Raw genomic sequence first — 19,545 nt, 5'->3', positions numbered from 1 at the left:
TCAACCCCCCTCGCTTTTCTGTCAGAATATTGATTTTTTTACATACACGTGCGTATTACCCTTAGTTTGTGCTATTATCAAAGGTATGAAAATTGATGGATTAAAAGGAGTAAATATAAGATGAAGAGAAGAGTTGCTCGTGAAAAGGCCTTACAAGCGTTATTTCAAATAGATATGAGTGGGATTGAGCCGGAAGTTGCGTTAACCAATGTGCTGGAGGAAGAGGAGAAGATGGATGCCTATCTTCAACAGCTTGTTCTCGGGTTCATTGAGAATCAGGAACGAATTGATGGACACATTCGTGAAAACCTTGAGAAATGGTCATTTGACCGTCTGGCAAAAGTAGATCGTAACATTTTACGTTTAGGAGTGTATGAACTGCTGTTTGTGGAAGATGTTCCGAATAAAGTAGTCATTAACGAAGCAGTTGAAATTGCAAAGATCTTTGGAGATGATCAATCAAGCAAGTTTATCAATGGTGTTCTTTCAAAGGTAAGTCAATCTTAACAATGTTAGGGGTCGAGTGGAATGTCAGCTTCTATAATTGATGGCAAACTCATTGCGGGTCATTATCGTGAACAATTGAAAAGTCAGGTCGAGGAGCTTAAGGAAAAGGATGCCACTCCAGGATTGGCAGTTATCCTGGTAGGAGACAACCATGCTTCTCATTCATATGTCAAAATGAAGAGAAAAGCGTGCAGTAACCTGGGCATTCATTCAGAGCTTTATCAATATGAATCCAGTTTGACTCAAGATGAACTGCTGAATAAAATTGAAGAGTTAAATGAACAGAGCCATATTCATGGCATTCTTGTTCAACTGCCTCTCCCTGAGCAAATTAATCCAATAACCGTGATTGAAACGATTTCTCCATATAAAGATGTGGACGGGTTTCATCCCGTATCCATTGGGAAAATGGTGACCAACCAAGATACCTTTTATTCCTGTACGCCGCTTGGAATCATGAAGATGCTTGAATATGAAAACATTTCAGTAGAAGGTAAACATGTCGTGATTTTAGGAAGAAGTAATATTGTCGGAAAGCCGGCAGGTCACTTATTCTTGAATCGAAATGCGACGGTTACGTATTGTCATTCGAAAACAAAGAATATGTCATCCTACACAAAGCAGGCTGATATTATCGTATCTGCGGTAGGAAAGGCGAATTTAATCGGCTCAGAAGATATTAAGCCTGGAGCCGTCGTCATTGACGTCGGAATGAACCGTGATGAAAACGGTGCACTTTGTGGGGATGTGAATTTCTCAGAAGTGAAGGAAAAGGCTGGAAAAATCACACCGGTCCCTGGTGGTGTCGGCCCTATGACCATTACGATGTTACTGTACAATACAGTGAAATCTGCAGAATGGGCTCTTGCCAATCGCCAAAACGGTTAAAAAATAGTACACTATAGGTAACATAAAACGGAAAGGGACAGCTAATCGCTGGTCCCTTTCCGTATTCCTACATATAAAAGCCTCTACAAATTGCAAGAAACAAAGGAGTCACTTGAGCATGGAACTCGATCAATCACGTTATTTAACGGTACAAGCTCTGACAAAATACATAAAGCGTAAATTCGATAGAGATCCCCATTTATCCAATCTATTCGTACGGGGGGAAATTTCTAATTTCAAAAGACATTCAAGCGGCCATATGTACTTTACCTTGAAAGATGAAAAAGCCCGTATCTTGTCTGTCATGTTTTCAAGTAACAATCAATCACTGAAATTCAGACCTGAAAATGGAATGAATGTGTTGATCAGGGGAGATATTTCCGTTTACGAATCAGGCGGGCAATATCAGATCTATGTAAAAGAAATGCAGCCTGACGGAATTGGTGAGCTGTATCTGGCCTATGAGCAGTTGAAAGAGAAGCTCGAGAAAGCAGGCTATTTCGATCAAAGCCGGAAACGTGTGATTCCTAAGTTTCCAAAGCGAATTGCCGTTGTGACATCTCCAACAGGTGCTGCCATCAGAGACATTATTACAACCATTAAAAGACGATATCCAATTGGGGAAATCCTCATTTTCCCTGCTTTGGTTCAAGGGGAGCAAGCGGCAGGATCGATTACCGGAGCAATGAGAAAGGTAAACGATTTGGGAGATATAGATGTAATGATTATCGGCCGTGGCGGTGGTTCGATTGAAGAATTATGGGCGTTTAACGAAGAAATCGTGGCCGAAGCCATCGTTGATTCAAAAGTTCCAGTTATTTCTGCTGTCGGACATGAGACAGACTTTACGATAGCTGACTTTGTAGCCGATCTAAGAGCCCCTACACCAACAGCAGCGGGAGAATTAGCGGTTCCCCACATTGATGAATTGCTGGAAAGAATCATGAATCGTAAATTACTACTGATCAAAGCGTTCAAGACTAAGCTTCAAAGTGAGCGCAGCCGCTTAAATAGTTTAATGAAATCCTACGCTTTAAGAAACCCGCGTAATCTGTATCAACAAAAAATTGAAACCGTCGACCGGCTGACCGACCAGTTGCAGAAAAATATAAGCTTGCATGTGAGACAAAACCGTGACCAATTAACCCAACTTCACTCAAGACTTCAACGTGTGCATCCTTCACAACTCATTACCATTCAGCACGAGAGAGTCTTATTTATGAAGTCGAGGGTAGAAAAGCAATTTAAGCAGGTACTGAAGGAAAAGAACAATCGTTTCAGTTCTTCCCTCTTTACCTTGCATGCCCTCAGTCCTTTAAAGATCATGGACAGGGGGTACAGCCTGGTTTATCAGGAAAAAGATACATTGATCAAGTCATCCAAGCAAGTCAAAGCTGGTGACCGTCTCGAGATAAATGTAAGGGATGGAAAAATACATTGCGAAGTTGAATCCGTTGAGGAGCGTGAAAATAATGGCAAAGTCTAAAGAAGAACTATCATTTGAAACAGCTATGGAACAACTGGAAGAGATTGTTGAGAAATTAGAAGAAGGAGAAGTTCCATTGGAGAAAGCGTTAGAGTTCTATCAAAAAGGAATGGATCTTTCGAAATACTGTCATGATACGTTGCAAAAAGCAGAAAACCAATTAACGAAAATGATGACAGATGAAGGGGAAAAAGCCTTCGATCTGGATGAGGAGGAATAAAGGGTGAATCCTCACGTTGATCTGAAAGAATTTCAACAACAGCATGGAGAATTGATCACCAACCATATGGTCGAGACTGTAGGGAGCCTATCTATGCCCTCTAACTTGAAGAATGCTATGATCTATTCTTTGCAAGCAGGTGGAAAGAGAATTCGTCCTATTCTCCTTTTAGCAACGATCAAAGCCTTTAACAAGGACCCTTTACTCGGGTTAAACACTGCGTCTGCCCTTGAAATGATTCATACCTATTCCTTGATTCATGACGATCTTCCTGCCATGGATGATGACGATTTGAGAAGAGGGAAGCCGACCAATCATAAAATGTTTGGTGAAGCGATGGCGATTTTAGCCGGTGACGCTTTACTAACCTACAGTTTTCAAATGATCGCAGAGGACAAGGGCCTTACAAGTGATAATAAGGTAAGGCTTATCGGTCTTTTAACAAAGTGTGCCGGACCGGAAGGCATGGTTGGTGGGCAAGTAGCGGATATTGAAGGGGAAAATAAGAAGCTTATTGTAAAAGAACTCGAAAGCATTCATGAGCATAAAACAGGTAAGTTACTGACGTTTAGTGTATTGGCAGGCGGGATTATCTCTGAGGCGTCGGAAGAGCAGTTGGAATTACTAAAGCAATTTGCTTATCATATTGGCCTTGCCTTTCAAATTCAGGATGACATTCTTGATATTGAGGGCTCCGAAGAAATTATTGGAAAGCCAGTGGGGAGCGACGAATCGAAACATAAGAGTACATATCCAAGTCTCTTGACTATAGGAGGAGCTAAGGAAAAGCTTCACTTTCACTTGAACGAAGCGTTATACTCACTTAATCAAATGACAATTGATTCCAGTCTCCTTACCGAAATTGCCCAATTAATCGTTGCCCGGAATCATTAAAACCATTCTATGTTTGAGCAAATTATTTAACATATGTTATAATATCTCTAGAATAAAAATTTGGGTGGTGCAGTATTCTAGTCAGTCCACCAATCCTGAAGGTGGGCCTAAAAATCCACTAAAGGGCACATCGATGAAGTTCCTGGAATTGGCTTGAGGCGCCCAGCCTTGGGTCATATCTGGGAGTAAGGCTTGAGGGCGATCCACAATGGCATGTGGGCGTTGACCCGCAAGCCGCGGAGGCTTTGTTTCTTATGCTGGCATAAGCATATGCAATAAGAACAAAGTATGAACCTGCGATGTGATGATTCACTAGCAGCGTAGCCTGCCTTGAGTGAAGAGAGAGGGGATTATGGTTACAAGGTACACATCAGTTGGCCATTGATATGTGCTTTTTCGCCCATATGAAATCCTCTTTGCAAAAGAGGCTAAGGATTGCGTTAAGGGCTGTTGAGGAAAACTCCTAGACTGTTCATATTCGGACATATAAAGAGGATTATAGTGCGGACTAAGTGGTAATCCAGTCTAGCTTGTGGTGACGCGGCTAAGTCGGGTTTAAAGGGAAACCGCCGGTATGGCAACATCCGGTATCTGATTGGGAAAACCTACTGGACCTAAGCTGCAATTTTTACTCTTTATATGACCATCCAATTACATAGCATTGATAATATTTACACAATAGAAACGGTGTGTTTAAACGATAATGAATGAAACAATGAAAAACTCAATAAAGTGGAGTGTCAGCATTGCCGTTATCACATTTGTGTTAGCGGCTATTTTTTCAGTTACATCCAATATGGTATTAAATGGAGTCGCCTGGTATACAGGACTGGTTGTGGTGTTAATCATTGTCTTTATCGGGATCTTCTTCGATATGCTGGGGATTGCTGCAACAGCCGCTGATGAAACCCCTTTTCATGCTATGGCGGCCAAAAAAGTATATGGTGCACGTTATTCAATCAAAATCGTCCGGAATGCAGACAGGTTCGCAAGCTTCTGTAACGACGTAATCGGCGATATTTCAGGGATTATAAGTGGTACTGCGTCAGCTATTGTCATTATACAATTAGCCGTATCTTTTCAGCTTGAAGGCGGCTCTTTGAGGGAATATATTGTAAGCGTAACACTGACAAGTATCATAGCTTCCTTGACCGTCGGAGGCAAAGCGCTTGGAAAAACGTTTGCTATCACCTATTCTAAGGATATAATATTTAGAGTTGGTAAAGTTCTACAATTTTTTGAAGATCGATTTCACATCGTAGTGATTAAAGATAAAAAAGATAAAAACAAGAAAAAACGTTACAAGCGTGCGAAACAAAATATTTAGTGATGAAAGTGAGTGGACCCCATGGATTTATTATCAATAAAGGAGCCTTCGTTTCTTAAAAATATGTCGAATGAACAATTAGAAGAGCTCAGTCAAGAGATTCGCCATTTCTTAATAAAGAATTTATCTAAGACTGGCGGTCATATTGGTCCTAACTTAGGGGTGGTCGAATTAACAGTTGCCCTTCATAAGCATTTCTCAAGTCCAAAAGATAAAATCCTTTGGGATGTTGGTCATCAGTCGTATGTACATAAGATCTTGACTGGCCGTGCTTGTCAGTTTGATACGTTGCGACAATACAAAGGGTTATGTGGTTTCCCTAAACGTAATGAAAGCGAGCATGATGTATGGGAAACGGGACATAGCTCTACTTCACTATCCGCAGCCATGGGTATGGCAATCGCAAGGGATGTCAAAAAAGAAGATTCATACATCATCCCTGTGATCGGAGATGGTGCTTTAACGGGCGGTATGGCACTCGAGGCACTTAACCACATCGGTCATGAAAAGAAAGATATGATCGTCGTTTTAAATGATAATGAAATGTCCATTGCCCCAAATGTTGGAGCCCTTCACAGTGTTCTTGGCCGGTTGCGCACTGCTGGGAAGTACAACTGGGTGAAGGATGAAATGGAATACATTCTTAAACGAATCCCTGCTGTCGGCGGAAAATTAGCAAGTACGGCTGAGCGGGTAAAAGACAGTTTAAAGTACCTATTCGTTTCAGGTATGTTCTTTGAAGAATTAGGATTTACTTATCTTGGGCCAATCGATGGCCACGATTATAATGATTTATCTGAAAACATCCAGTATGCGAAGAAAACAAAAGGTCCTGTCCTCTTACACGTCATAACGAAAAAAGGAAAAGGGTTTCATCCTGCGGAATCAGACAAGCAGGGCACATGGCATGGTACAGGCCCATACAAGATTGACACAGGAGACCTAATTAAACCTATAAATGCACCACCATCCTGGAGTGGGCTTGTAAGTGAGACAGTCAGAAGGATTGCCCGTGAGGATGAACGAATTGTCGCGATCACTCCAGCCATGCCGGTAGGGTCCAACCTGCTTGGATTCGCTGAAGAATTCCCCGATCGAATGTTTGATGTAGGGATTGCCGAGCAGCATGCCACTACTGTTGCAGCGGGTCTTGCCACCCAGAATATGAAGCCATTCCTGGCCATTTATTCGACATTCCTGCAAAGAGCGTACGATCAAGTGGTTCACGATATTTGCCGACAAAACTTAAATGTCTTCATCGGGATTGACCGTGCCGGATTAGTCGGTGCCGATGGTGAAACGCATCAAGGTGTATTCGATATTGCCTTTTTAAGGCATTTACCGAATATGGTGATCATGATGCCGAAGGACGAAAATGAAGGTCAACACCTTGTCAATACGGCTCTACAGCATAATGATGGTCCAATTGCGTTACGTTATCCTCGTGGAAACGGATATGGAGTGCCAATGGATTCAGAGCTGAAAAACATTCCAATCGGAAAATGGGATGTGTTAAAGCAGGGTAAAGATGCTGCTATCCTGACGTTTGGTACCACGATCCCAATGGCGATGGAAGCGGCGGAGGAGCTTGAGAAACAAGGGCTTTCCGTTAGGGTCGTGAATGCGAGATTCATTAAACCAATGGACGAAGCGATTTTAAAGAGTATCCTTGGAGAAGAAATGCCTATTTTAACGATAGAAGAGGCGGTTCTCCAGGGAGGATTCGGAAGCGGTGTTCTTGAGTTCGCACAAGAACAGGGGTACCATAACGCTGTGATTGACCGCATAGGAATTCCCGATTACTTCATCGAGCATGGAAGCGTGAAGGAATTGCTGAACGAAATCGGCATGACTAAAGAAAATGTCGTAGACCGTATTTTAACCATAACACCAAAAAAACAAAAAAGGGCTTAATGATGAAAGTAAAAAAACAACGCGTAGATGTACTCCTGGTAGAACGAGGATTAATCGATACAAGAGAAAAAGCAAAACGAGCTGTCATGGCAGGACTTGTTTACTCAAATGAAGTGAGATTGGATAAGCCTGGGGAAAAAGTGAGTGAAGACATCCCACTGACGATGAAAGGAAAAGTGATCCCATATGTCAGCCGGGGAGGCTTAAAGCTGGAAAAAGCTTTACAAGTCTTTGATGTAGACGTCAACGATAAAGTGATGATTGATATCGGAGCGTCTACTGGAGGATTTACCGATTGTGCTCTGCAAAACGGTGCAAAGATGTCCTATGCACTTGATGTAGGGTATAATCAGCTTGCCTGGAAGCTTAGACAGGATGAGAGGGTCGTCGTGATGGAAAGAACCAACTTCCGCTACGTAACGCCGGCCGATTTACAAGGTGAAATGCCGAGTTTCGCATCCATTGATGTGTCCTTTATTTCCCTTTCACTCATTTTACCTGTCCTTAAAACCCTATTGGTGCCGGGTGGGGACTGTATCGCTTTAATTAAGCCACAGTTCGAAGCAGGTAAGAATCAAGTTGGGAAAAAAGGAATTGTAAGGGATCCGTCCGTGCACAAAATGGTGATCGAGAAGATTATGACGCTGGCTACTAAAGAAGGCTATGATATCGCCGGTTTGTCCTATTCCCCTATTACAGGAGGAGATGGAAATATCGAATTCCTGATCCATCTGAAATGGTCCGGGGATGCAGGTAGAGGGGAGTCTTTCTTAAGCAATACGCCGGATGAAGTTATAGAGGAAGCACATAATCAGTTAAAAGCGAATTCGCAATAAGGGATGGGCTGCTCTTTTTTGAAGGGTGGCTTTTTTCATATGGGAAGGGCTTTAAATGAATGTTGACAATGGGCTAGAAGGAAAGTCGATAATATAGTGGGCAAAGTCGATAAAATATCATGCAAAGTCGATAATAAAATCAAAAAGTCGATAATATATCACTTAAAGTCGATAATAAATTCTGAACTTCACTATTCGAAGCTTCTAAGGGTTTCCATATGCTTGTCGGACCTACCCAAGCCGCCTCCGCTTTTCTTATTGTCCAGCTCCGGCGGCTAGGTCCTCGAGGTCATAAGTCAAATCCACAAAAAAGGCAAAGAACGCCTTTTGTGAGGATTCGCCTTATGCTTGTCGGACCTACCCAAGCCGCCTTCGCTTTTCTTTTTGTCCAGCTCCAGCGGCTATGTCCTCGAGGTCATAAGTCAAATCCACAAAAAAGGCAAAGAACGCCTTTTGTGAGGATTCGCCTTATGCTTGTCGGACCTACCCCAAGCCGCCTCCGCTTTTCTTTTTTATTGTACTTCCATACAAAATAGGCTAACATAAGCGTAGAGGTATATTTATACAGGTTTTAATCAAATGTAAGAGGTGTATGTTCTATGATGAACAAAGGGCAAAGACATATAAAAATCAGAGAAATCATTACGAATAGAGATGTGGAAACACAGGATGAGCTCGTGGAAAGTCTTAAGAATGCCGGCTTTAATGTGACCCAGGCTACCGTGTCGAGGGATATTAAAGAATTGCATTTAGTTAAAGTGCCGTTGATGGATGGCAGATACAAATATAGTCTGCCTGCTGATCAGCGCTTTAATCCTCTGCAAAAACTTAAGCGTACCCTGACGGATGCGTTTGTCAAGGTGGACCAGGCCGGGCATATGCTGGTCATGAAGACTCTACCTGGTAATGCTAATGCTATCGGTGCTTTAATTGATAACTTGGACTGGGAAGAGATTCTGGGAACCATTTGTGGAGATGACACATGTTTGATCATCTGCCGCACTGAAGAAGAGACAAAGATTGTATCAGAACGTTTTTTAGATATGCTATAAATTGTAGGATCAATTCAAATTTAATGGGCTGGGTATTAGCAGCCCTTCATACAAAATCCAATAGGAAGCTTTTCTTTTAAATTGTTTGAGGGAAAAGTTCCTTTTTATTTGAGGTGAATGTTTTGCTACAAGAACTATCAATCAAAAATTTCGCCATAATTGAATCCCTCTCTCTTTCTTTTGAAGAAGGTCTGACCGTTCTATCAGGGGAGACTGGAGCTGGGAAGTCGATTATCATTGATGCCATTCACTTATTGGTTGGTGGAAGAGGATCCTCGGAATACGTTCGGCATGGGGAGAAAAAGGCTGAAATTGAAGGGTTATTTATTCTTGATAATGAAACGCATCCTTGCATGGAAAAAGCTGCGAGTTTTGGGATAGAGATCGAAGAAGGCATGATCATCCTTCGAAGGGATATCTCGAGTACAGGGAAAAGTGTTTGCAGGATCAATGGTAAGCTCGTGACGATTGCGATCATGAGGGAAATCGGGGCTTCACTTATTGATATTCATGGACAGCATGAGCATCAAGAGCTGATGAATGAAAGCCTGCATCTTTCCTTATTGGATCAATTCGGCGGAAAAGAGATTACTTCAGGTCTCTCGAGTTACGGAGAAGTATACAAAGAGTACCTTTCCATTTATAAGCAACTAAACAGGCTTAATGAGAACGAGCAGGAGATGGCGCATCGATTAGATCTTATTCAGTTTCAGCTGAAAGAAATTCATGATGCGGATCTGCAATTAAACGAAGATGATGAGCTTATGGAAGAGAAGCGGAAGCTTATGAACTTTGAAAAGCTTTTTGAAGCGCTGCAGACTTCTTATGACAGCATTCAAGGTGAGAGAAGAGGGCTGGACTGGACAGGCCTTGCCATGAGTCATCTTGAGACAGCTGCAGAGGTGGATTCTCAATATGATAAGACCCTGGAATCTGTTTCGAATGCTTTTTATATGCTTGAAGATGCTGCTCAACAAGTAAGAGGGGAGTTAGATCAACTGGAATTTGAACCGAATCGTTTGGATCTTATCGAGACGAGACTGAACGAGATTAACGGTTTAAAGAGAAAGTATGGATCCTCTGTAGAAGAAATTCTCGCTTATAGTTCAAAGATTGAAGAAGAAATTGAAACCATCATGAACAAAGATTCCCATGTAGAACATTTACAAAGTAAATTACAATCACTTGAGAAAGACTTATCATTAGAGGCGAGAAATCTGTCGCAAACGAGAAAGCAGTGGGCGAAAAAATTAACCGCAAGTATTCATGAGCAGTTAAAGCAACTTTACATGGATAAAACGAAGTTTGAAGTTCGTTTTGTAAAAAGTGGGGAAAATGAATCGTTTTCCTTCCATCATTTTAAAAAGGATGGTTGGGATACAGTGGAGTTTTACATATCCACCAATCCAGGGGAGCCTTTAAAGCCGATGTCCAAAGTGGCTTCAGGTGGAGAACTCTCCCGCATTATGTTAGCCATGAAGACGATCTTTTCCAAGCACCAGGGAATTACCTCCATCATTTTTGATGAGGTGGATACGGGAGTGAGTGGTAGAGTGGCACAAGCCATCGCTGAAAAAATTTATCAGGTCGCCATTCATTCCCAGGTGATGTGTATATCTCACTTACCACAAGTAGCTGCGATGGCGGATTGTCACTTGTTTATTTCGAAAAAACTTTCTGGTGGCAGAACGAGCACAATGGTTAAACGTCTTCAAGAGAAGGAAAAGATCAAAGAAATCTCCAGAATGATTTCAGGAGTTGAAATTACAGATTTAACATTGGAACATGCAAAGGAATTGTTGCAGTTAGCAGGTTCCATTAAAGAAACATGAAAAGCTATCCAATTCGGGTAGCTTTTTTTTCATGATTACCAGTTATAAATGTGGCTTTTAAAGGCAAAATTAAAACTGTAGCCAATAGTTAGTGTGTGTGGATTAGAAGCGAGGAGAGTGAATAAATTGAGTTTAGATTGGTTAAGAAAATGTATAGGTGGAATTCTCCTTGTTTCGCTTTGTCTTATTGGTTTCTACAAACCTGTTCAACAGTTTATCAATACTCCGAACTCTGTAAGGGTAATGGAAGGGGATCAAGTTGCTCTCCCTAAGGCTGCATCTATTACGACGATGGGTTCGTCTGATAATCAACATGTTCAATTGAAAGAAGAGGAAGGTCAGCTCTCAATCCAAGGAAGTTCTGTAGGCAAGGATGAAGTGGTATTTGAGTTAGCTGGATTACCCATAAAAAAAGTCAATGTAGAAGTACTGAAAGATTTCAAGGTGATCCCGGGTGGTCAATCCATCGGGGTGAAATTAAATACTGTCGGGGTGTTAGTCGTAGGTCATCATCTGGTTGAAACAGATGCAGGTAAGATGTCTCCCGGCGAAAAAGCCGGAATTCAGGTAGGGGATATGATTACAGAAATAAACGGAACCAAAATTGAAGAACTTGCGGATGTTGCACCTTTTGTTCAAAAGGCAGGAGAAGAATCCCGATCTTTAGACGTTGTGATCAAGCGTGAACAGAAGACCGTTAAAACTCAATTGCTCCCGTTAAAAGAAAAAGGGGAAAATAACTATAAATTAGGGTTGTATATTCGTGATTCTGCAGCTGGAATCGGCACAATGACGTTCTTTGATCCGAAGTCCAAGAAGTATGGCGCGCTTGGCCATGTCATTTCTGATATGGATACAAAAAAACCGATTGTCGTTGAAAACGGTGAAATTGTTCATTCAGAAGTAACGTCCATTCAAAAAGGGGCGGACGGAAAACCAGGTGAGAAATTAGCCCGTTTTTCTTCTGATCGCAATGTAATTGGAAACATTACCAGGAACAGTCCATTCGGGATTTTTGGTGAATTAAATCAATCCATAGATAACGATCTAATGGATAAACCAATGCCTATCGCTCTTTCCCACCAAGTGAAAGAAGGACCAGCCCAGATATTGACTGTGGTGGATGGAAAAGATGTAGAAATGTACGATATTGAAATTGTCAGCACCATTCCACAGAAATATCCTGCAACAAAAGGAATGGTTTTGAAAGTAACAGATCCCAAGCTATTGGATAAAACCGGTGGAATCGTCCAAGGTATGAGTGGAAGTCCCATTATTCAAAACGGCAAAGTCATTGGAGCTGTCACACATGTGTTTGTAAATGATCCTACAAGTGGCTATGGCGTTCATATTGAATGGATGTTGAGTGAAGCGGGAATCGATATTTACAAGAAAAATCATGACCGAGCAAGCTAAAAGTGGAAAACCCTTACTAAAGTCCCGATCGTGGGTGCTTATAAGGGTTCTTTTTTATCCTATGAATGGGTTTTGTGAAATTAACCATTACAAGCATTTGTAAGATATGATACAAGAAGAAGGACATTAGAAAATAAGGAAGGTTTGCCAAGAGCACGTTAAACTTGTTAATATAAAGATTATTCGACAAACCGATGAGTGAATATCGAATGGGGTCGAAATATAAAGAAATCTTTAGGAAATCAAAGAAAATATAATATTTTTCAAGTTTTTTTCAAAAATAAAAGGAATTTAGGTTGCATTGTCGAAAAAGTAATTTAGAATAAAATTACAGAGATGAATTAATTAGGATTGAGGAGGAAACCTGTAGTGAAATCGATTAAAGTATGTGTTGTGGATGATAATCGTGAACTTACGTCATTATTGGAGGACTATATTGCTTCACAAAATGATATGGAAGTGGTAGGAATTGCTCATAATGGCCAAGATTGTTTAGATTTGTTAGAAGAAGTGGATCCTGATGTCCTGGTATTGGATATTATTATGCCTCATTTGGACGGGCTCGCTGTGCTCGAACGACTTCGTGAAAAGAAGAGCATTCCTAATGTCATTATGCTGACAGCTTTCGGTCAAGAAGATGTTACGAAGAAAGCCGTCGACCTTGGAGCTTCTTACTTTATCCTAAAGCCATTTGATATGGAAAATCTAGTGAGTCACATTAGGCAAGTAAGCGGTAAATCAAACCCAATCATCAAAAAACCTTCCTCGTCCAGAATGCATACAGAGCAGAAACCAAGAAATTTAGATGCAAGTATTACAAGCATCATCCACGAAATTGGCGTTCCGGCACATATTAAAGGTTACTTATATTTAAGAGAAGCGATTTCTATGGTTTATAACGATATCGAATTACTTGGTTCAATTACAAAGGTACTTTACCCTGATATTGCAAAAAAATACAACACTACAGCATCACGAGTAGAACGGGCCATTCGTCACGCAATTGAAGTGGCATGGAGCAGAGGGAATATCGATTCCATTTCTTCTTTATTCGGATACACAGTGAGTATGTCCAAGGCGAAGCCAACTAACTCAGAATTCATTGCCATGGTGGCTGACAAGCTTCGTTTGGAGCATATGGCTTCATGAAAGGGTAAGGACTAGTACAATCATTTCATAATTGAATAGTACGATTTAAAACCCTATGAGCCCAGGTGGATTCGTGGGGTTTTTTGGTTTAAAGATCATCAACCGGAAATTTTTCCTTTTTCTCAGTAACAATCGCCTCTTTTTTCAAAAGTAGGGATGCGCCCTAACGGCTTGTCCAGTCATACATAAGATATAATGTAATGCAAAAACAACTAAAGGGAGGTGAGAGAATGGGATGCTTCCGTGATAGAGATGATGTATTTGGTGCATTTGACAGAGACAGAGACGACTTTAGAGTCCCTGTAAGAGCCTTTATTAGAGGAGAAGATTTCTGTAGAGCTGTACGCCGTTGTGATAGAGACGATGTAAGAGGTATTGAAGACCGTCGCCGCAGAAGAAGATGCTGCTGGTTTTAATAGTTGTCAGCCTTACCATTGAAATAAAAAAATCCTGAGCTTCTCAGGATTTTTTTTAAAAGGTTTCATCCTTTGAGCAGGTTTAAAATAAGTATATAATATGAGTAGAGATAATCATTCATAAGGACCGCTAAAAAATGTACATACAGGATTAGATTAACTTAAGAAAAGGAGTGCACTCATGACGCTAATCTTTGCTCACCGTGGCTCAGCCGGGACTCACCCGGAAAATACGATGGACGCATTTTATGAAGCAGAAAGAGTAGGGGCGGACGGTATTGAATTAGATGTTCAGCTAACAAAAGATGGAGAAATCGTCGTGATTCATGATGAAACGGTTGATCGCACAACCAATGGAAAAGGGTTTGTCAAAGACTATATGTTTAAGGAAATACAAAAGCTGCAGGCGAATTTTAAATTTAAAAGTAAGCTGTTTAAAAAAAATCGTGTGCCTTCATTGAGAGAAGTATTTCAGTGGTTAAAGGGCAATGATATGCTTTGTAATATAGAATTGAAAAACAGCATTATGGACTATCAGGGCCTTGAAGAAAAAGTGATTGGGTTGATAAGGGAGTTTGGGTTTGAGGATCGAATCATCATTTCTTCATTTAATCATTATTCGATCGTGGCCTGCTACCGATTGGAGCCTGCAGTTGAGATTGCTCCGTTGTACTCATCGGGTCTATATATGCCCTGGATTTATGCTAGGTCCATCAGGGCGAAAGCGATACATCCCAATTTAAAGGCTGCCCCAGATGAGATCATTGTGGAAGCCATGAAAAACGGGATAGCTGTCAGACCCTATACGGTAAATAAGATAGATCAGATGGAGAGACTTCTGAGAATTGACTGTTCAGCGATTGTGACGGACTTTCCTGATCGGGCATTGAAGTTAAGAAATCATAAAAAAAGCTAGCGTAGAAAATTACGCTAGCTTTTTTTCGTGAATCGGGACTGTACTTTATTCCGCTTTCGATCACGGTGCAGAACAAATCCCGCAATAAAACCGAGACCACAGATAAAGAATGCCAACCCGATAACGAATTGCAGCCATAAATAAGGAATGGGTGACTGCAGAATACCAAATAACATATCTCTCATCAATTTAATCCCCAGTGCTGCAAGTGCGCCAGGAATCAACATTATAATAAGGGCTATTAGTCGGACCATGAGGTGCATAACTCCTTTTTCGTTTCCATACTAAAATTCTAACTCCAACTAGAAAATTGTCAAGTTTAGAAAAGTAGTGTAACATTATGTTTGTGAAAAAAATTGCAGGTATTGATAGTCGGGGTGAAAAATGTTGCAAGAGGTTCTAATTGTCGGTGGGGGTAAAGGTGGAACAGCGATTTTAAAAATCCTCCACGAAGCTTCCGTCATGAAAGTGATTGCAGTTGTAGACCTAAATGAAAACGCTTCAGGTATTTTGTTGGCTAAAGAGCTTGGGATACCAGTTGGTACTGATTGGCGACAATTCCTGAATGATTCTGTTGATATCGTCATTGAAGTGACCGGTGAACAAAAAGTGTTTGAAGATATAAGGGATAAACGGGGGAAGAGTACAGTCATTATTCCAGGCAGTGTTGCCTTTCTTATTTCAAAGCTACTGGAAGAAAAGGAAGATCTCATCTATCAATTAACAAGTGAGTCGTTTAAAAGAGATCTTATTTTTAATTCGACTGATGATGGTATGGTAGGGATCGATGAACATGGAAATGTGATGCTCTATAATAAAAGTGCTGAGCGAATGATTGGAAAGAATGAGGAAGACGTTATCGGGATGCATATTTCTGATGTAATTCCTGAGAGTAAATTAACGACAACGATGGAAACACGGCGTACTGAAATTAATCAAGAAGTGGTATTAGACAATGGACTGAAGATCATTTCCAATCGTATTCCAATGATTACCGACAATGATGAGATCATCGGGGCTTTTTCTGTGTTTAAAGACATCACAGAGGTCGTGAATCTTGCAGAGGAAATAACGAATCTCAAAGAGATCCAGACCATGCTTGAGGCTATCATTCATTCCAGCGATGATGCAATTTCTGTAGTAGACGAAGAGGGGAAAGGGATATTAATAAACCCAGCCTACACACGAATCACAGGACTCACCCAAGAAGAAGTAATCGGAAAACCGGCAACTGCAGATATTTCCGAAGGAGAGAGTATTCACTTGAAAGTCCTGCAAACAAGAAGAGCCATCAGGGGAACAAGAATGCGGGTTGGTCCGAAACGTAAAGAAGTGATCGTTAACGTAGCTCCTATCATAGTGAATAATAAGCTCAAGGGGAGTGTCGGTGTCATCCATGATATGTCTGAGATTCAGTCACTCACCCAGGAGTTAGATCGTGCGAGAAGAATCATTCGGACCCTTGAAGCGAAGTATATGTTTGAAGACATCATAGGGGACTCAGAGGAAATGATGATTGCCGTTGAACAAGCTAAATTAGGGGCGAAAACGCCTGCGACTGTTCTTCTACGAGGTGAATCCGGTACAGGAAAAGAATTGTTTGCACACGCGATACATAATGCGAGTGATCGAAAGTTCAACAAATTCCTGCGGGTCAATTGTGCTGCATTATCGGAGAATCTATTGGAAAGTGAATTATTCGGATATGAAGAAGGTGCATTTTCTGGAGCAAAGCGAGGAGGAAAACGAGGATTATTTGAAGAAGCCAATAATGGCAGTATATTCCTGGATGAAATTGGAGAGTTGAGCGCCAACACTCAAGCCAAATTACTGAGGGTCCTGCAGGAGAACGAAATTGTTCGGGTTGGGGGAACAAAATCAATCCAGATTAATGTCCGGGTCATAGCGGCAACGAATGTGAATTTGGAAAAAGGAATTGCCGACGGTTCTTTCAGAGAAGATCTTTACTACCGGCTCAACCGAATGCCCATTCAAATACCTCCTCTGCGACATCGTAAATCAGATATTCCGCTCATTTCTGAAACCTTGATTACCAAGATCAACCAGGACTACGGTAGAAATGTTGAAGGTGTTACAGAGGAAGCGATGCACAAGTTAATGAATTACCATTGGCCGGGGAATGTTAGAGAGCTCGAGAATGTATTGGGAAGAGCAATTATCTTTATGAACTACAACGAAGTAAAGATAGATAGCAAGCATTTACCTCAACTGGAGAATACATCTAAGAGCCATGTCAAAGAGGTTGCTGCTGATGCCTCAGGAACAATCAAAGATTTGGCCTCTCAAGTAGAACAATATGAAAAAAATATAATCCAGAAGGTTTTAGAGCAGAATAATGGTAACAAAACGGCAGCAGCCAAAGAATTGAGTGTTTCAGTGCGAAATTTGTATTACAAAATTGAAAAATATAACATTGAAATAACTAGCATGAAATAATTTGCGTGGTATGAAAGAAATTTCATGGTTTAATATATGGAAATGAAGCGTTTTCAACACTTTAAAAGTTGGCACGGTTCTTGCATATAGTTTAATGGGAACATAATAACAGAAAAAAGGGGTTGAAACGACATACATGAATCTACAATCTTTGGTGGAAAAAGCAACCCAGATAGAAAATTCCACTGTAGCGGTTGCAGCTGCAGAAGATAAAGAAGTCCTTGGGGCTATCGCAATGGCAGTTGAAAAAAATATGGCCAAATTTTTATTGTTTGGTGATAAAGAAGAAATTCTCTCTCTTTTAGAAGAGGTTGCGCCACAGCTTCGATCACACGGCAACATTAAAATCAAGCATGCTTTTTCTCCACAGAAAGCAGCGGAACTTGCTGTGAAGGCTGTAAAGGAAAATGAAGCAAGTGCTTTAATGAAAGGGAATGTTCCTACTGCTGTCATTTTAAAGGCAGTGCTAAATAAAGAGTGGGGACTTCGTACAGGAAATGTATTATCACATGTTGCAGCTTTTGAGGTGGCTGGGTTTGATAGGTTGACATTTATTACGGATGCAGCTATGAACATTGCACCTGATTTGCAGCAAAAAGCGCAAATTATTGAAAATGCCGTTGAGATTGCCCAATCAATCGGTGTTAACCATCCGAAAGTTGCCCCTATAGCCGCGGTTGAAGTAGTGAATCCGGCCATGCAGGCAACAGTGGATGCCGCTTCTCTTACGATGATGAATCAAAGAGGTCAGATTCGTAATTGTGCCGTCGATGGACCATTAGCCCTTGATAATGCAGTTTCTCATCATGCTGCTGAACATAAAGGGATTGAAAGTGAAGTCGCAGGACAAGCAGATATCCTGCTCGTTCCGAATATCGAAACGGGTAATGCTCTTTACAAGTCCTTGATCTATTTTGCGAAAGCGAAAGTTGGGGCTGTGATTGCGGGAGCAAAAGCACCAATCGTATTAACATCCAGAGCAGACAGTGCAGAAAGTAAATTATTTTCATTGGCACTGGCAATATGCTCTGCTTCAAATAATTAATAAATACATCAAACATAATTAAACTTTAGGGGGAAATAAAAATGAAAATTTTCAGCTATATGGAACAATATGATTATGAGCAATTGGTATTCTGTCAAGATGAAGCATCAGGGTTGAAAGCGATTATCGCGATTCATGATACGACTCTTGGACCTGCACTTGGAGGAACTCGTATGTGGACATACGAATCTGAAGAAGCAGCGATTGAAGATGCTCTGCGTCTTGCAAAGGGTATGACGTACAAGAATGCAGCTGCCGGACTTAACCTAGGTGGGGGGAAAACGGTTATCATCGGTGACCCTCGCAAAGATAAGAATGAAGAAATGTTCCGTGCGTTTGGTCGCTACATCCAAGGATTAAACGGTCGTTATATTACTGCAGAAGATGTTGGTACTACAGTTGCTGATATGGACTTGATTCATGAAGAAACAGATTATGTCACAGGTATTTCTCCAGCATTCGGTTCTTCTGGTAACCCATCTCCTGTTACGGCTTATGGAGTATACCGTGGAATAAAAGCTGCAGCGAAAGAAGCCTTTGGAACAGATTCACTGGAAGGGAAAACAATCGCCGTTCAAGGAATTGGTAATGTTGCGTACAATATGTGCCGCCACCTTCACGAAGAAGGAGCGAATCTGATCGTTACAGATATCAATAAAGAAGCTGTTCAACGTGCTGTAGATGAATTCGGAGCAAAAGCTGTTGATATCAACGAAATTTATGGAGTTGACTGTGACATCTTTGCACCATGTGCTCTAGGAGCGATCATCAACGACGAAACCATTCCTCAGCTAAAAGCAAAAGTCATTGCAGGGGCTGCGAATAACCAATTAAAAGAAACTCGTCATGGTGACGCGATTCATGAAATGGGTATCGTTTATGCACCTGACTATGTCATCAATGCAGGTGGAGTCATCAACGTAGCGGATGAATTATACGGTTACAATAGTGAAAGAGCGATGAAAAAAGTCGAGCAAGTATACAATAACGTTGAGCGTGTTATAGAAATCGCTAAACGTGATAATGTTCCAACTTACGTAGCTGCTGATCGTATGGCGGAAGAAAGAATCGAGAAAATGCGCCGTTCAAGAAGCCAGTTCTTACAAAACGGTCAACATATTTTAAGCAGACGTGGATAATTAGAAGAAAAAACGCTTTACTTCTAACAAGAGTAGAGCGTTTCTTCCCTG

Annotated in this window: 18 protein-coding genes; 17 read left to right on the top strand and 1 reads right to left on the bottom strand. The window is 41.1% G+C overall.

The genetic code is table 11. The annotated features are described in order from the left end of the window. The first annotated feature begins 120 nt into the window (after positions 1-120). The 14 genes from nusB to F0342_RS20695 all read left to right on the top strand — a co-directional run bounded on the left by nusB (position 121) and on the right by F0342_RS20695 (position 14,853). Positions 121-507: a transcription antitermination factor NusB gene (nusB, locus tag F0342_RS20760; RefSeq protein ID WP_149157739.1), complete on the top strand. Its 387-nt coding sequence runs from the start codon at positions 121-123 to the stop codon at positions 505-507. Between the two features lie 21 nt (positions 508-528). Next, a complete protein-coding gene (gene folD, locus F0342_RS20755; protein WP_149157738.1) occupies positions 529-1,395 on the top strand; it encodes a bifunctional methylenetetrahydrofolate dehydrogenase/methenyltetrahydrofolate cyclohydrolase FolD in 867 nt (288 codons plus the stop codon). A gap of 118 nt (positions 1,396-1,513) precedes the next feature. Next, on the top strand, positions 1,514-2,881 hold the full coding sequence (xseA, locus tag F0342_RS20750) for an exodeoxyribonuclease VII large subunit (protein ID WP_149157737.1): 1,368 nt from the start codon (positions 1,514-1,516) through the stop codon (positions 2,879-2,881). Next, a complete protein-coding gene (xseB, locus tag F0342_RS20745) occupies positions 2,868-3,101 on the top strand; it encodes an exodeoxyribonuclease VII small subunit (RefSeq protein WP_148969580.1) in 234 nt (77 codons plus the stop codon). Before xseA ends, xseB begins: the two co-directional genes overlap by 14 nt. Before the next feature lie 21 nt (positions 3,102-3,122). Further along, positions 3,123-3,995, top strand: a complete 873-nt coding sequence (locus F0342_RS20740) for a polyprenyl synthetase family protein (protein ID WP_395940711.1) — start codon at positions 3,123-3,125, stop codon at positions 3,993-3,995. A gap of 703 nt (positions 3,996-4,698) precedes the next feature. Then, the gene (locus tag F0342_RS20735; protein WP_148969579.1) at positions 4,699-5,322 is read left to right on the top strand and encodes a CNNM metal transporter family protein; all 624 of its coding nucleotides are present in this window, start codon (positions 4,699-4,701) and stop codon (positions 5,320-5,322) included. A 21-nt stretch (positions 5,323-5,343) separates the two neighbouring features. Beyond that, the gene (dxs, locus tag F0342_RS20730) at positions 5,344-7,236 is read left to right on the top strand and encodes a 1-deoxy-D-xylulose-5-phosphate synthase (protein WP_149157736.1); all 1,893 of its coding nucleotides are present in this window, start codon (positions 5,344-5,346) and stop codon (positions 7,234-7,236) included. 2 nt (positions 7,237-7,238) lie between these two features. Next, positions 7,239-8,072, top strand: coding sequence for a TlyA family RNA methyltransferase (locus F0342_RS20725; RefSeq protein ID WP_149157735.1), 834 nt, complete (start codon positions 7,239-7,241; stop codon positions 8,070-8,072). Positions 8,073-8,674: 602 nt separating this feature from the next. Next, on the top strand, positions 8,675-9,124 hold the full coding sequence (gene ahrC, locus F0342_RS20720; protein WP_044340153.1) for a transcriptional regulator AhrC/ArgR: 450 nt from the start codon (positions 8,675-8,677) through the stop codon (positions 9,122-9,124). Positions 9,125-9,246: 122 nt separating this feature from the next. Further along, positions 9,247-10,956 (top strand): DNA repair protein RecN, encoded by a 1,710-nt coding sequence (gene recN / locus F0342_RS20715; protein ID WP_149157734.1) that lies wholly within the window; start codon positions 9,247-9,249, stop codon positions 10,954-10,956. Positions 10,957-11,082: 126 nt separating this feature from the next. Further along, complete coding sequence (spoIVB, locus tag F0342_RS20710) at positions 11,083-12,372, top strand: SpoIVB peptidase (RefSeq protein WP_149157733.1); 1,290 nt, start codon at positions 11,083-11,085, stop codon at positions 12,370-12,372. A 369-nt stretch (positions 12,373-12,741) separates the two neighbouring features. Next, positions 12,742-13,521 carry a sporulation transcription factor Spo0A gene (gene spo0A, locus F0342_RS20705; RefSeq protein WP_044340055.1) on the top strand — a complete coding sequence of 260 codons (780 nt, stop codon included), beginning with the start codon at positions 12,742-12,744 and terminating at the stop codon, positions 13,519-13,521. Positions 13,522-13,751: 230 nt separating this feature from the next. Then, complete coding sequence (locus tag F0342_RS20700; RefSeq protein WP_149157765.1) at positions 13,752-13,937, top strand: hypothetical protein; 186 nt, start codon at positions 13,752-13,754, stop codon at positions 13,935-13,937. A gap of 181 nt (positions 13,938-14,118) precedes the next feature. Next, positions 14,119-14,853: a glycerophosphodiester phosphodiesterase gene (locus F0342_RS20695; protein ID WP_149157732.1), complete on the top strand. Its 735-nt coding sequence runs from the start codon at positions 14,119-14,121 to the stop codon at positions 14,851-14,853. A 14-nt stretch (positions 14,854-14,867) separates the two neighbouring features. On the opposite strand, the gene F0342_RS20690 is transcribed toward F0342_RS20695, so the two are convergent. After that, entirely contained in the window at positions 14,868-15,107 is a 240-nt protein-coding gene (locus tag F0342_RS20690) for a DUF2627 domain-containing protein (protein WP_149157731.1), read from the bottom strand. A 133-nt stretch (positions 15,108-15,240) separates the two neighbouring features. On the opposite strand from F0342_RS20690, the gene F0342_RS20685 reads away from it, so the two are divergent. The 3 genes from F0342_RS20685 to bcd all read left to right on the top strand — a co-directional run bounded on the left by F0342_RS20685 (position 15,241) and on the right by bcd (position 19,494). Then, positions 15,241-17,310 (top strand): sigma-54 interaction domain-containing protein, encoded by a 2,070-nt coding sequence (locus F0342_RS20685; RefSeq protein ID WP_149157730.1) that lies wholly within the window; start codon positions 15,241-15,243, stop codon positions 17,308-17,310. 136 nt (positions 17,311-17,446) lie between these two features. After that, the gene (gene yqiS, locus F0342_RS20680) at positions 17,447-18,355 is read left to right on the top strand and encodes a phosphate butyryltransferase (RefSeq protein WP_149157729.1); all 909 of its coding nucleotides are present in this window, start codon (positions 17,447-17,449) and stop codon (positions 18,353-18,355) included. A 41-nt stretch (positions 18,356-18,396) separates the two neighbouring features. Next, positions 18,397-19,494, top strand: coding sequence for a branched-chain amino acid dehydrogenase (bcd, locus tag F0342_RS20675; protein WP_148969571.1), 1,098 nt, complete (start codon positions 18,397-18,399; stop codon positions 19,492-19,494). The last annotated feature ends 51 nt before the right edge of the window (positions 19,495-19,545 follow it).

Source organism: Bacillus sp. CH30_1T (assembly GCF_008364765.1).
In the GTDB taxonomy this organism is placed as follows: Bacteria; Bacillota; Bacilli; order Bacillales; family Bacillaceae_B; genus Rossellomorea.
Note: the sequence above shows the minus strand (reverse complement) of the source record. Positions and strands in the feature narration are given on the sequence as shown.